Annotated in this window: 13 protein-coding genes and 1 riboswitch; of the genes, 7 read left to right on the top strand and 6 right to left on the bottom strand. The window is 71.3% G+C overall.

Annotated features, from left to right (window positions below; all coding sequences use genetic code 11):
* Nucleotides 1-17 precede the first annotated feature (17 nt).
* The 3 genes from OG871_RS24475 to OG871_RS24465 form a co-directional block, all read right to left on the bottom strand.
* A complete protein-coding gene (locus OG871_RS24475; protein WP_371499289.1) occupies nt 18-1,007 on the bottom strand; it encodes an ABC transporter permease in 990 nt (329 codons plus the stop codon).
* A 576-nt stretch (nt 1,008-1,583) separates the two neighbouring features.
* The gene (locus OG871_RS24470) at nt 1,584-2,480 is read right to left on the bottom strand and encodes an enhanced serine sensitivity protein SseB C-terminal domain-containing protein (RefSeq protein ID WP_371499287.1); all 897 of its coding nucleotides are present in this window, start codon (nt 2,478-2,480) and stop codon (nt 1,584-1,586) included.
* A 139-nt stretch (nt 2,481-2,619) separates the two neighbouring features.
* A complete protein-coding gene (locus tag OG871_RS24465) occupies nt 2,620-3,414 on the bottom strand; it encodes an enhanced serine sensitivity protein SseB C-terminal domain-containing protein (RefSeq protein WP_371499285.1) in 795 nt (264 codons plus the stop codon).
* Between the two features lie 158 nt (nt 3,415-3,572).
* Nucleotides 3,573-3,677: riboswitch (glycine riboswitch) on the top strand.
* Between the two features lie 175 nt (nt 3,678-3,852).
* On the opposite strand from OG871_RS24465, the gene gcvT reads away from it, so the two are divergent.
* The 4 genes from gcvT to OG871_RS24445 all read left to right on the top strand — a co-directional run bounded on the left by gcvT (nt 3,853) and on the right by OG871_RS24445 (nt 8,295).
* Nucleotides 3,853-4,971 (top strand): glycine cleavage system aminomethyltransferase GcvT, encoded by a 1,119-nt coding sequence (gene gcvT / locus OG871_RS24460; RefSeq protein WP_371499283.1) that lies wholly within the window; start codon nt 3,853-3,855, stop codon nt 4,969-4,971.
* Between the two features lie 76 nt (nt 4,972-5,047).
* Nucleotides 5,048-5,428 (top strand): glycine cleavage system protein GcvH, encoded by a 381-nt coding sequence (gene gcvH / locus OG871_RS24455; RefSeq protein ID WP_371499281.1) that lies wholly within the window; start codon nt 5,048-5,050, stop codon nt 5,426-5,428.
* Nucleotides 5,429-5,517: 89 nt separating this feature from the next.
* Nucleotides 5,518-6,783, top strand: coding sequence for a serine hydroxymethyltransferase (glyA, locus tag OG871_RS24450; RefSeq protein WP_371499280.1), 1,266 nt, complete (start codon nt 5,518-5,520; stop codon nt 6,781-6,783).
* A gap of 144 nt (nt 6,784-6,927) precedes the next feature.
* Nucleotides 6,928-8,295, top strand: coding sequence for an L-serine ammonia-lyase (locus OG871_RS24445; RefSeq protein WP_371499278.1), 1,368 nt, complete (start codon nt 6,928-6,930; stop codon nt 8,293-8,295).
* A gap of 142 nt (nt 8,296-8,437) precedes the next feature.
* Here the strand turns inward: OG871_RS24445 and OG871_RS24440 are convergent, their stop codons facing one another.
* On the bottom strand, nt 8,438-8,878 hold the full coding sequence (locus OG871_RS24440) for an ATP-binding protein (protein WP_371499276.1): 441 nt from the start codon (nt 8,876-8,878) through the stop codon (nt 8,438-8,440).
* 176 nt (nt 8,879-9,054) lie between these two features.
* On the opposite strand from OG871_RS24440, the gene OG871_RS24435 reads away from it, so the two are divergent.
* The 3 genes from OG871_RS24435 to OG871_RS24425 all read left to right on the top strand — a co-directional run bounded on the left by OG871_RS24435 (nt 9,055) and on the right by OG871_RS24425 (nt 10,666).
* Nucleotides 9,055-9,837: a Scr1 family TA system antitoxin-like transcriptional regulator gene (locus OG871_RS24435; protein WP_371503410.1), complete on the top strand. Its 783-nt coding sequence runs from the start codon at nt 9,055-9,057 to the stop codon at nt 9,835-9,837.
* Nucleotides 9,834-10,025: a DUF397 domain-containing protein gene (locus OG871_RS24430; protein ID WP_371499274.1), complete on the top strand. Its 192-nt coding sequence runs from the start codon at nt 9,834-9,836 to the stop codon at nt 10,023-10,025. The genes OG871_RS24435 and OG871_RS24430 overlap by 4 nt, the downstream gene beginning before the upstream one ends.
* Before the next feature lie 260 nt (nt 10,026-10,285).
* Nucleotides 10,286-10,666, top strand: a complete 381-nt coding sequence (locus OG871_RS24425; protein ID WP_371499272.1) for a hypothetical protein — start codon at nt 10,286-10,288, stop codon at nt 10,664-10,666.
* A gap of 275 nt (nt 10,667-10,941) precedes the next feature.
* Here OG871_RS24425 and OG871_RS24420 read toward each other — a convergent pair whose 3' ends face one another.
* Together OG871_RS24420 and OG871_RS24415 are read right to left on the bottom strand one after the other, a co-directional pair.
* On the bottom strand, nt 10,942-11,412 hold the full coding sequence (locus OG871_RS24420; protein ID WP_371499270.1) for an ATP-binding protein: 471 nt from the start codon (nt 11,410-11,412) through the stop codon (nt 10,942-10,944).
* 205 nt (nt 11,413-11,617) lie between these two features.
* Nucleotides 11,618-12,832, bottom strand: a complete 1,215-nt coding sequence (locus OG871_RS24415) for an Ig-like domain-containing protein (RefSeq protein WP_371499268.1) — start codon at nt 12,830-12,832, stop codon at nt 11,618-11,620.
* Nucleotides 12,833-12,872 lie beyond the last annotated feature (40 nt).

Below are 12,872 nucleotides of genomic sequence, written 5' to 3'. Positions count from 1 at the left end.
AAAGTTCTGACGGTATGTCAGTTGTTCTTGGGGTCGAGGGCGTCACGGAGCCCGTCACCCAACAGGTTGAAAGCGAGCACGGTGATGAAGATCGCCAGGCCGGGGACCATCAGGTACTGCGGGTCCACCTGGTAGTAGTCGATCGCGTTGCTCAGCATCCCGCCCCAGGAGGCCTGCGGCGGCTCGATGCCGACGCCGAGGAAGCTCAGGCCGGCCTCGAAGAGGATGTTGGTCGGGATCAGCAGGGTCGAGTAGACCAGGATCGGACCGACCAGGTTCGGCAGCAGCTCCTTGAACAGGATGAACGGCCCCCGGGCACCGAGGCTGCGGGCCGCGTCCACGAACTCGCGCTCACGCAGCGAGAGGGTCTGGCCGCGCACGATCCGGCCCATGTAGGGCCAGTTGAAGAAGCCGATCACGAAGATCAGCACCGCGATGTGGAGCGAGGTGCCGTGCAGCCCGAACGCGCCGTCCTTGAGCGAGGCCGAGATGGCGATCGCGAACAGCAGCAGCGGGAAGGCCAGGAACATGTCCATCAGGCGGCTGATCACGGTGTCCACCCAGCCGCCGTAGTAGCCGGCGGTGATACCCAGCACGGTCCCGATGACATTGGACAGCACGGTGGCGCCGAAGGCCACCAGCAGCGAGACCCAGGAGCCTTCGAGGATGCGGGTCATGATGTCGCGCCCGTACTGGACGTCGACGCCCAGCGGGTGCTCCCAGCTCATCCCGCCCCAGTCGCCGAACGGGATGCCGCCGAGGTTGGCGTCCAGGGCGTCCTGGTGGAAGGCGTTCGGGTCGAGGCCGAAGACCGCCTCGATCGGCTTGGCCAGTGCCGCGAGCAGCACCAGCAGGATGACGACCACGCCGCCGGCGACGGCGGCCTTGTCGCGCTTGAAGCGCAGCCAGGCGATCTGGCTGAGCGATCTGCCCTCGATCCGCTTCGCCGGGCCTGGTTCCTGCTTGGCCTGGGACGCGGTGCCGATGGTCTCGTTCGATGTGGTCATGGTCAGTTCGGTCCCCTCGCCGACGGTGGCCGGCCCACGGTCTCCGGTCCGTTCGCGTACCGTCCGGCCCGATCAGGGCCGAAGCTGCGAAATGGACCGAATTGCGCCACTGATGCTTGGTGACGATGCGTCGGTGCGGTGGTGCCGGAAACGGTGCGGCGGTGCTGAAGGTGCGGTGCTGAGGTGCTGAGGATGCCAAGTACTGCAATACGACTGCCCGTTGCGACGAGCTGGTACTCCGGTCGGAACGCCGACCGCGCGGATCAGGTGTTTCAGCTTGCGCGTTCGCCTTCGTGGGGCTCCTGCCGCGCTCTGCATTGCGCAGAACTCTGTGTCATTCGGACAGGCTTGCGCCACCCCCCACAAGCGAAGGATGCCCAACTGTGATCTGCCTGCATGCATGGCCGTTTCCACCGCATATCGCTCTTCACACAGGTGTTACGTTCCTGTCAAGGCATCGGCTGACGGAAGGTCGCCAATGGCGGAGAACTGCCAGGTGGCCGCGCCGGGCCAGGCCGGAGGAACCGTCGGCGAATTGCCCGACGGCCGGTCATTCGAATGGTGTACGAACCTGATTCAGCGGCCCGGGTACCCGGGCCACGGCGGTTGCTGCCAGCCCGCGACGGACTGCCCCTGCGGCGGCGGGTAGCCGTACCCCGGGTACGGCGGGGGCGGCGGCGCCTGGGTGTGGCCGAACCGGGCCTCGCGGTCGTACAGCGGCCGGCCGTTGGCCCACAGCCACATGGCGACCGGGTCGAACTCGTCCGCCAGCATCACCGTGGACACCGACAGGCCCTCGGGCACGTGCGCCACCGCGCGCTGCACCAGCGCCCGGGCCGCCTCGACGGCGGGCGGCGAGGTGTCGTACAGGTCGAGGCCGATCGCCAGGTACGGCTCGCCCAGGGCCGGCTGGACCCAGGCCTGGCGCAGCGAGCGCAGCGGGCGCACCTCGGCCGCCTGGCGGTCCAGCTGCGCGTAGAACTGCGGCGCCTGCACCTGCGGTTCGCCGAGCTGGAGCGGGCCGGCCGGCAGCCGGTCCAGGCCGACGGCGATCCGGCGCAGGTCGGCCCAGGGCACGCCGACCCCGCCGCCGGGCACGTGCGGGTCGAGCCACAGGCCCCAGCGGGTGCGGTACAGCGCGTTGGCGATCTCCAGGCCGGTGATCACCTCGTGGCCGCGGGCCCAGCCGCTGGCGGTGAGCTGCCCGGGCGAGGTGACGGCCGGCGCGTAGCCGTGGCCGCCGATGTCCATGTTCCCGTACTGGGCGTCCGGGCTGCCGGGCTGCCCGTGCCAGAGCAGCATCCAGACCTGGCCCTCGGCGATCGCGCGCAGCAGCGCCTCGTAGGCCTCGTACCGCTCGGGCGCGACCTGGCCCAGGGCGCGCTCGATCGCGCCCGGGTCACCACCGGGACGCGCCGGGGCAGCCGGGCCCCACTGGCCCGGTGCGCCGCCGCCTGCCGCTCCCGCGCTCACGCGCCCACCTCGCTCTCGCCCGTCCCGTCGCCTCCGCCGGCCTCGCCGCGCGGGCTGTCGGCAGCAACCCTATTGGGCAGGCCCGACACACGTCATACCGCCGTCCCTCTACTGGACGGTCACCAGCGGGCGGGCCCGCTCAGGCCCGTACGTAGAACGGCCGTACCTGTGCGATCAGCCAGTCGACCACCGGATCGGCGGCCAGGTCGAGCAGCACCAGGTGGACGCCCCAGGCCGGGGCGGCGGTTCCCAGGGCCCGGCCGAGCGCCTCGCCCACCCGGGCCGGGTCGGCCGGCAGCGCCGGGTCGAGCTGGATGCCGAGATAGAGCAGCGTGGCCTCGCCCTCCACCTTGGCCAGCGCCCGGCGGGCCGTCAACACCTCCGGCAGCGCGGCCAGTTCGGCACCGGCGGCGGCGAGGAAGGCGTACGGCTCCTGGTGCGGCTCGGGCTCCTTGAGCGCCACCCGGGCCCCCTCCTGGACGGCCGGCGCCGGGCCGCGCTCGCCCTGCGGGCCGCGCCGCAGCTCGCCCACCCCCTCCGGCGGCACCGGGATGCCCACCGGCGCCTCGGGGTTGACCGCGATGCCGATCCCCAGCGGAAGACCGCGGGCGAACTCCCACATCGGGGCGATCGCGAAGGCCATCCCCGGCGCCTGGCGCAGGAACTCCTCCTGGGAGGAGAAGACCGGGACGTAGGGGGCACCCGCCAGCTCGATGGTGGGCAGGTCCAGCGACTCGCCCTGCCGGTCGGCGCCCGCGGGCAGCGGGATCCACACCTGGCTGCGGGCCAGCACCTCGATCACCCGGGGGGTCGCCCCCGGGTCGCCCAGAGCCGCGGTGAGGACCTGTTCCAGCTCGTTGACCGGCCAGCTCCCGCCCTCGGGAGCCGCGCCCGGCTCCGCCCAGGACTGCGCCTCGCCCGCCGGGTACCCCATCCGCCTCTGCCCCTTCCGCCCTGACCGGGCGAGCCACGTGCCGTGCGGCCCGTGCGCCGGCCGAAGAACCGTCCCACAGAGCGTATCGCCCGGCCCCCCTCCCGTAGGCCCCCCCGGGCATGCCATGATGACCCCGATCGAACTTCATACTGGCCGCTCGAACCCGCGCGGGAGAGTCCGGAGTGCCTCGTCAGAGGCTGGGCCGGCGCCGAAGGAGCAAGTCCTCCCCGGAATCTCTCAGGCACCCATACCGCACGGGCGAGGCACATCTGGAAAGTGGACACGGCCGCGCCGTGCGCCCACCCACGGTGCAAGCCGCCATTCTTATGTGCGGTGAAGCTCTCAGGTTGCGACGACAGACGGGGAGTCCTCGCCACCGCATGCCCGCATCCAGGTGCGGGCGCGCTCCAGAGTGCCCAGCCAAGGAGTCTCGCCGCCATGTCCCTCCGCCACACCGCGCTCGACGCGCTGCACCGATCGCTCGGCGCCACCATGACCGACTTCGCCGGCTGGGACATGCCGCTGCGCTACGGCTCCGAGCGCGAGGAGCACCTCGCGGTCCGCACCAAGGCGGGTCTGTTCGACCTCTCGCACATGGGTGAGATCACCGTGACCGGCCCGCAGGCCGGCGAGCTGCTGGACCACGCGCTGGTCGGCTTCATCTCCGCGCTCGGCGTGCTGCGCGCCCGCTACACCATGATCTGCCGCGAGGACGGCGGCATCCTGGACGACCTGATCGTCTACCGCACCGGCGAGACCGAGTACATGGTGGTCGCCAACGCCTCCAACGCCCAGGTCGTGCTGGACGCGCTGACCGAGCGCGCGGCCGGCTTCGACGCGGTCGTCCGCGACGACCGCGACGCCTACGCGCTGATCGCCGTCCAGGGCCCGGAGGCCAACGGCATCCTGGCCTCGCTGACCGACGCCGACCTGCCCGCGCTGAAGTACTACGCCCTGCTGCCCGCCACCGTGGCCGACCGCGACGTCTGGCTGGCCCGCACCGGCTACACCGGCGAGGACGGCTTCGAGATCTTCTGCGCCCCCGCCGACGCCGAGCACCTGTGGCAGGCGCTGACCGGGGCCGGCGCCCCGGCCGGCCTGGTCCCGGCCGGCCTGTCCTGCCGCGACACGCTGCGCCTGGAGGCCGGCATGCCGCTCTACGGGCACGAGCTGTCCACCGACCTCACCCCCTTCGACGCGGGTCTGGGCCGCGTGGTCCGCTTCGACAAGACCACCAACAACGGCGAGTTCGTCGGCCGCAAGGCCCTGGAGCAGGCCGCCGCGGCCGCCGAGACCAACCCGCCGCAGGTCCTGGTCGGCCTGGTCTCCGAGGGCAAGCGCGTCCCGCGCGCCGAGTACGCGGTGGTCTCCACCGAGGGAGCCCCGATCGGCCGGATCACCTCCGGCTCGCCGTCCCCCACCCTGGGCAAGCCGATCGCCATCGCGTACGTGGACGCGGCGCACGCCGCCCCCGGCACCGCGGTCGCCGTCGACGTCCGCGGCAGGCACGAGCCGGTCGAGGTCGTCGCGCTGCCGTTCTACAAGCGCGCCCGCTGAGCCGTACGAACCCCCGAGTCCGGTCCGCGCAGCGGACGGCTTCGCCTACCCTCTTGCGATCCTGGAGAATGACGTCATGAGCAACCCCACGCACCTGCAGTACACCAAGGAGCACGAGTGGCTGACCGCGGCTGACGCGGACGGCGTCTCGACCGTCGGCATCACCAAGCACGCGGCCGACGCCCTCGGCGACATCGTGTACGTCCAGCTCCCGGAGGTCGGTGAGACCGTCACCGCCGGCGAGACCTGTGGTGAGCTGGAGTCGACCAAGTCGGTCAGCGACCTGTTCTCGCCGGCCACCGGTGAGATCGTCGAGATCAACCAGGCCGTCATCGACGACCCGGCGCTGGTCAACGGCGAGCCCTTCGAGGGTGCCTGGCTGTTCAAGGTCAAGGTCGAGGCGACCGACGAGCTGCTCGACGCCGAGGCCTACACCGCCTTCACCACCGGCGTCTGACCGACCCGCGTGAAAGGGGGCCGGCCGCAGCGCGGCGGACGGCCCCTTCCCCTCAGGTAACCCGCCCAGCCCCACGGGAAGACCCACTCATGACGGTTCTCAACCAGTCCCTGCACGCGCTCGACCCGGAGATCGCCGCCGCGGTCGACGCCGAGCTGCACCGCCAGCAGACCACCCTCGAAATGATCGCCTCCGAGAACTTCGCCCCCGTGGCGGTCATGGAGGCCCAGGGTTCGGTCCTGACCAACAAGTACGCCGAGGGCTACCCCGGCAAGCGCTACTACGGCGGCTGCGAGCACGTCGACGTGGTCGAGCAGATCGCGATCGACCGGATCAAGGAGCTGTTCGGCGCCGAGCACGCCAACGTCCAGCCGCACTCCGGCGCGCAGGCCAACGCGGCCGCCATGTTCGCGCTGATCCAGCCGGGCGACACCATCCTGGGCCTCAGCCTGGCCCACGGCGGCCACCTGACCCACGGCATGAAGATCAACTTCTCCGGCAAGCTCTACAACGTGGCCGCCTACCACGTCGACGAGACCGGCGTCGTCGACATGGCCGAGGTCGAGCGCCTCGCCAAGGAGCACCAGCCGAAGCTGATCATCGCCGGCTGGTCCGCCTACCCCCGCCAGCTGGACTTCGCCGAGTTCCGCCGCATCGCGGACGAGGTCGGCGCCCTGCTCATGGTCGACATGGCGCACTTCGCCGGCCTGGTCGCCGCCGGCCTGCACCCGTCCCCGGTGCCGTACGCCGACGTTGTCACCACCACCACCCACAAGACCCTCGGCGGCCCGCGCGGCGGCGTGATCCTCTCCAAGGCCGAGTACGCCAAGAAGATCAACTCCGCGGTCTTCCCCGGCCAGCAGGGCGGCCCGCTCGAGCACGTGATCGCCGGCAAGGCCGTCGCCTTCAAGATCGCCGCCTCCGAGGAGTTCAAGGAGCGCCAGCAGCGCACCCTGGACGGCGCCAAGATCCTCGCCGAGCGCCTGCTGCAGGCCGACGCGACCGAGGCCGGCGTCTCCGTCCTCTCCGGCGGCACCGACGTCCACCTGGTCCTCGTCGACCTGCGCCACAGCGAGCTCGACGGCCAGCAGGCCGAGGACCGCCTCCACGAGGTCGGCATCACGGTCAACCGCAACGCCGTCCCGAACGACCCCCGCCCCCCGATGGTCACCTCCGGCCTGCGGATCGGCACCCCCGCCCTCGCCACCCGCGGCTTCCAGGCCGAGGACTTCACCGAGGTCGCCGACATCATCGCCGAGGCGCTGCTGCCCGCCTTCGACGAGGCCAAGGCCACCGCCCTCAAGGCCCGCGTCACCGCGCTGGCCGCCAAGTACCCGCTCTACCCGAACCTGTAGTTCACCTCGGGGTACGACGGGCGCCCCCCGCCGTACCTCCCGGTTCTCCGGGGCACCGCGCACACTGGACAGTGGACCGCGGTGCCCCGCGCCGTGCCCGCACCTTCTAGCACGTCTCCACGAGACCAGACAAGGACGTCCCCCGTGGCCATCAGCGTCTTCGACCTCTTCTCCATCGGCATCGGCCCGTCCAGCTCGCACACCGTCGGCCCGATGCGAGCGGCCCGGATGTTCGCCCGCCGGCTGAAGTCCGAAGGGCTGCTGACCCAGGTCACCACCGTCCGGGCAGAGCTCTTCGGCTCACTCGGCGCGACCGGGCACGGCCACGGCACCCCCAAGGCCGTGCTGCTCGGCCTGGAGGGGAACTCCCCGCGCACCGTCGACGTCGACCAGGCCGACCTGGACGTCGACCGGATCAAGGCCGACAAGCGGCTGCGACTGCTCGGCGCCCACGAGATCACCTTCGACCCGGACACCGAGCTGGTCCTGCACCGGCGCAAGTCCCTGCCCTACCACGCCAACGGCATGACCCTCTGGGCCTTCGACGCCGCCGGCGCCACCGTCCTGGAGAAGACCTACTACTCGGTCGGCGGCGGCTTCGTCGTCGACGAGGACGCCATCGGCGCGGACCGGGTCGTGCCCGACGACACCGCCCTGCGCTACCCCTTCCGCACCGGCGAGGAACTGCTGCGGCTCACCCGGGAGACCGGGCTGTCGATCTCCGGCCTGATGCTGGAGAACGAGAAGGCCTGGCGCAGCGAGGCCGAGATCCGCACCGGACTCCTGGAGATCTGGGGCGTGATGAAGGAGTGCGTCGACGCCGGCATGGCCCGCGAGGGCATCCTGCCCGGCGGCCTCAAGGTCCGCCGCCGCGCCGCCTCCGGCGCCCGCGCACTGCGCGCCGAGGGCATCGGGCCGGCCAACGCGATGGAGTGGGTCACCCTCTACGCGATGGCCGTGAACGAGGAGAACGCCTCCGGGCAGCGCGTGGTCACCGCACCGACCAACGGCGCGGCCGGCATCATCCCGGCCGTCCTGCACTACTTCCAGAACTTCATCCCCGGCGCCGACGACGACGGCATCGTCCGCTTCCTGCTCGCCGCCGGCGCGATCGGCATGCTCTTCAAGGAGAACGCCTCCATCTCCGGCGCCGAGGTCGGCTGCCAGGGCGAGGTCGGCTCCGCCTGCTCGATGGCCGCCGGCGGTCTCGCCGAGGTGCTCGGCGGCAGCCCCGAGCAGGTCGAGAACGCGGCCGAGATCGGGATCGAGCACAACCTGGGCCTCACCTGCGACCCGGTCGGCGGTCTGGTCCAGATCCCCTGCATCGAGCGCAACGGCATGGCGTCCGTCAAGGCCGTCACCGCGGCCCGGATGGCCCTGCGCGGCGACGGGCGGCACCACGTGTCGCTCGACAAGGCGATCAAGACCATGAAGGAGACCGGCGCCGACATGAAGATCAAGTACAAGGAGACCTCGCGCGGCGGCCTCGCGGTCAACGTCATCGAGTGCTGAGTCGGCACCACCGCTGAATGTCCCGGCCCGCACCGCGCGGGCCGGGGACTCCGGCCCGGAAACCCCCGGGGTGGTCGTCGGGATCGGTTGCCGGCCGCGAGCCCGGACGCCGGTGGCCACTTCGCGGGGCTGGAACCACTCCTCACCGTCGTCCCGGTGACCCGGCCGAAGGCGCTTCACAACGACCGAGTTCGAACCAGACGGTCTTGCCCGGGCCGGACGGGCGGGGGTGGGTGCCCCAGCCGGTGGCGAGCGCGGCGACGAGCACGAGGCCCCGGCCGGACTCGTCGTCGGGGCCGGCCCGGCGGGGGCGGGGGACGCCGTCGCCCGGGTCGGAGACCTCGACGCGCAGGGTGCCGTCCCGCAGGATGCAGCGGATGCCGACGCGTCGGCCCGACGGGACCCTGGCGTGCCGGCAGGCGTTGGTGACCAGTTCGCTGAGCAGGAGCAGGGCGGTCTCCGTCGTGTCCTCCGGCAGGCCCCACGCGTGGGCCTGGTCGCGCAGCAGCGCGCGGGCGCGGCCCGCACTGCGGGCGCGCAGCGGCAGCAGCCACTCGGCGGGAACGGCGGTGTGTGCGGTCATGGCTGTCCTCGGGGACGGGTTCACTCACGGGCGCGGTTTGCGCCGATCGACGCTCCCAAGGTGCCGGTCGGGCCCTACTCTCAGGAGTGACGCCACGGGTACAGAACGTGGTCGTACCCGGCGCGTACCTGGAGAGGGGACGGCACCCGGTGACGAGCGAGACCGCCCAGCCGCCGATGGCGTGGCGCTACTGCGGCAACCAGATCAAGCTCTGGCGCACCCAGGCGGGCGTCACCCGGGAGGAGTTGGGCAGGGCGGCCAACTACGAACCGGAGAGCGTGAAATCGATGGAGCAGGGGCGGCGCAGACCCAGCCTGCGCCTGCTGGAGGTGGCGGACGAACTCTGCGGCGCACGGGGCAAGTTGGTCGCGGCCACGGAGTACCTTGCGCCGGAGCGGTTCCCGTCGTTCTCGCGGGACTTCATGCGGTACGAGGCTGAGGCCCGGGTACTCAACTGGTACGAGAACCAGCTGATTCCAGGACTCCTCCAGACCGAGGACACCGCACGGGCACTGCTCAGCGCGCACTGGCCGCCGCTGGACGACGACACGGTCGAGGAGCGGGTCCGCGCCCGGCTGGCCCGCCAGGCGGTGCTGCACAAGCAGACCAAGTCGTTCACCTTCGTGATCGAGGAGGCCGTCCTACGCCGCCCGGTGTGCAGCAAGGGTGCTCACAAGCTGCAGTTGCAGCATCTCCTCGCGGCGGGCGAACCACGGCACGTCACCGTCCAGGTGGTGCCGTCGGTGGGCGTGCATCCTGGCGTCAACGGACCCTTCGTCCTGTTGGAGACGGCCGAGCATGAGCGGCTCGCCTACGAGGAGGGACAGGCGATGGGCATGCTCTACTCCGACGCGGAGAGGGTGAGCACACTGACCCAGCGCCATGCAATGATCGTTCGACAGGCTCTGAATCCCGAGGAGTCGGCGCGGTTCATCTGCAGGTTGGCGGAGGAGCTATGAGTACCGAACTGACGTGGTTCAAGTCCAGCCACAGCGGCACCGAGGGCGGCGCCTGCGTCGAGGTCGCCCCCTCCCCCGGCACCGTGCATGTCCGGGACTCGAAGGACAAGGCCGGCCCGACGCTCGGGTTCCCGCCGGGCCGGTGGGCGGAGTTCGTGGCGTTCGCGGCGCGGCAGCCGCTGCCGTAGCCCCGGGTTCGACCTCCCGACGCCGAGCGATCTCGGGTCGGAACGGGTGGGTTCTCACCCAAGTGCCCCCGTGACCATCAGGTATGACTAATCGTCACCCTCTCGCTACCATCCGCCACGGCCGTGTAGCGTGCGCAGCAACAGAACAACCCCCGCCGGCGCTCGCAACACCGGACGGGGGTCCGACCACCCCGACCGTGCAAGGCGATCCTGTGGCTTCCCAAGACTTTGGCGCCGCCCCGCCCCCGTACGCGCCTCCGATGGCCAAACCCGGCTTCGGAAAGCGCTCCGCACCCACCGAACACCCGCACGGCGCAGCGGACTTCGCACATCTGCCCGCCCGAGAGGCGTACCTGGCGGCGTTCATCGACCGGCTGCCCGAGGGCGCGGCGATCGACACCAGGACGCTCGCCCGGGAGCAGCCGCACTACGGGCAGCAGGCCGTGCGGTCCGCGCTGCGAAGCCTCTCCGAGGCGGGTCATCTGCGCCACGTCCGGGCGAACGCCGGTCCGGGCGGTGCCCATTGCGTGCAACGCACGTACTTCTCCCGTACGCCGCGCTCCGACGCCTGGTGGCAGGAATTCCTCGCGCGGAACGCTCCGGCCGGGGGCGCCCATGACCTCAAAGTGGCGATTCGCTGAATAATCACAGGCCGGCACGCCAATCCATTCGCACACCTAAGGTGAACTGGGTTACATGCCTTCCAATCCAATTTGCTCACATGCTGAGACCGTGCGATAGTCGAACAAGTCCGGCGCCCCGCGCGCCGACGCGATCCACGGCCTCCACGACCCGGTCCGGCCGTCACCACTGCGCAGCATGCACCCCCATTGGCCTGCGCGGTGACCTGCAGGGGCCCCCAGACCACGTACACCGTGGACGGGGGGCCCCGCACTGGTTTTCCGGGCGTCCCGGCTCAGCCCGCCACGCGTTCGCGCACCTTGAGTTCGAACCAGACCGCCTTGCCACGTGGCAGCAGGTCCGCCCCCCAGCGGTCGGAGACCTCCGCGACCACCCGCAGGCCGTGGCCGCTCTCGTGCAGCGGTTCGGTGGAGAGGATCAGACAGGGCAGCGCCCGCGAGGAGTCCCGCACCTCGACCCGGACGCAGCCGGGTCTGCGCACCATACGTAACCCGATCGTGCGACCCCCGGCATGCCGAACGGCGTTCGCGACCAGCTCGCCGGTGAGCAACTCGCCCGCCGCCAACTGCTGATGGAGGCCCCAGTCGGACAGGACCGCGAGGACCACCCGGCGGGCGATGCCGGCCGACTGCGGGCGGGACGGGAGCCGGGCCTCCTCGTCCGGGGCCCGGCCCCTGAGCTGCTGGAACGCGGTCTCCTGCAGCTCCGGGGAGGTCCGCCGTTCCAGCTCCGACAGTGCCGGCACACCGCACACCGAAAGGCCGTCATCGGCCAGTGCGGCCAAGGAATATGATGCCTGGTCCGCTTCGCCCCATCCTGCCATGCGCCCATCATTGCGGAACGCATGCGGGCGCGCACGGACAATGACCAAACGATCACTATTCGTCTGGCATATGCCCGCCACAATCGAACACCGGCCCGGGCGGGGCGTTCGAAACGCCCACCGGCGCCTACCAGTTGGGCCAGTCGAGGTTCCAGCCGCTCAGCCCGTTGTCGGCCGCGACCTGCCTGCCCTTGGAGTTGACCACGGTGACCACGTCGCCGACCAGCGAGGAGGCGTAGAACTTCCCGGCCCGCGAGCCGGCGCTGCCGCCCTTGCCGTCGGCCAGGCCGATGCAGCCGTGGCTGGCGTTGTAGGAACCGAACGCGTTGCCCCAGTAGTTGCCGTGGACGTACGTGCCGGAGTCGGTCAGCCGCATCGCGTGCGGCACGTCGGAGATGTCGTACTCGTCGCCCGAGCCGACCCCCGCGACGCCCTGGGAGGTCATCCGGGTGGTCTCGGACATCTCCTCGACCACCATGGTGCCGTTCCAGGTGTCGAAGCCCGCCTTGCCCGCCGTGAACGGCACGGTGTCGGCCTGCTGGCCGTCGCGCACCACCGCCATCTGGTGGGTGGCCACGTCCGCCGTGCTGATCTGCGAGCGGCCGATGGTGAACGGCTCGTCCCGGTCCACCCCGCCGTAGACGCCGGGCGAGACCTCGACGCTCTTCAGCCGGTAGTGCACGTTGACCTTGGTACCGGCCGTCCAGTACCGCTCCGGCCGGAAGTCGACCCGCTGGCTGCCGAACCAGTGGCCCTTGACCACCGTGCCGTCCGAGGTCTCGAAGGTGACGCCCTTCTCCACCGCCGCCTTGTCCTTCACCGGGCGCTCGAAGGTCAGCGAGACGATCATGCCGACGCCGTAGGTGGCGTTGTCGGCGATGTTGTCGTGGGCCCCGGCGTCCTTGGTCGGGGTGAGGGTGGTGAAGCCGCTCTCGGCCGTCGTCCGGATCCCGTTGGCGTCGGTCGCCGTCGCCGCCACCTTGTACTGCGCGGAGACCGCGAGGTTGGCGGCGGGCACCCAGCTGAGCCCGTCCGCGGCGACCGCGCCGGGCACCTGGGCGCCGTCCGGGCCGGTGACCGTGACGGTGGTCAGCCTGCCGCCGACCACCCCGACCTTGAGCGCCCCCGCGGGCTTGACGCCCTTGGCGCCGTTGGCCGGCTCGATGCTCAGCACGGCCGAGGAGGCGGTGGGCCCGGCGGAGGAGGCGGACGCCGCAGGGGCCGAGGAGGGCGCGGCCGCCGGGCCCGCGGCCGTGCCGCCGGCCGAGTTGCAGCCGGTCGCCAGCAGCACCAGCGCGCTCCCGAGCGCCCCTGCCGCCAGACCCGTGCGTATCGACTTCACTCGCGTGCTCCCCATCTCCCCAGTCGGCCGTCAGCCCTTT

This window comes from Kitasatospora sp. NBC_00374 (assembly GCF_041434935.1).
In the GTDB taxonomy this organism is placed as follows: Bacteria; Actinomycetota; Actinomycetes; order Streptomycetales; family Streptomycetaceae; genus Kitasatospora.
This window is presented reverse-complemented; position numbering and strand designations above follow the sequence as displayed.

Coding starts and splice junctions, on each gene's coding strand:
- OG871_RS24475 (WP_371499289.1), bottom strand. CDS start 1,007: ATGACCACATCGAACGAGACCATCGGCACCGCGTCCCAGGCCAAGCAG.
- OG871_RS24465 (WP_371499285.1), bottom strand. CDS start 3,414: ATGGGGTACCCGGCGGGCGAGGCGCAGTCCTGGGCGGAGCCGGGCGCG.
- gcvT (WP_371499283.1), top strand. CDS start 3,853: ATGTCCCTCCGCCACACCGCGCTCGACGCGCTGCACCGATCGCTCGGC.
- gcvH (WP_371499281.1), top strand. CDS start 5,048: ATGAGCAACCCCACGCACCTGCAGTACACCAAGGAGCACGAGTGGCTG.
- glyA (WP_371499280.1), top strand. CDS start 5,518: ATGACGGTTCTCAACCAGTCCCTGCACGCGCTCGACCCGGAGATCGCC.
- OG871_RS24440 (WP_371499276.1), bottom strand. CDS start 8,878: ATGACCGCACACACCGCCGTTCCCGCCGAGTGGCTGCTGCCGCTGCGC.
- OG871_RS24435 (WP_371503410.1), top strand. CDS start 9,055: ATGGCGTGGCGCTACTGCGGCAACCAGATCAAGCTCTGGCGCACCCAG.
- OG871_RS24430 (WP_371499274.1), top strand. CDS start 9,834: ATGAGTACCGAACTGACGTGGTTCAAGTCCAGCCACAGCGGCACCGAG.
- OG871_RS24425 (WP_371499272.1), top strand. CDS start 10,286: ATGGCCAAACCCGGCTTCGGAAAGCGCTCCGCACCCACCGAACACCCG.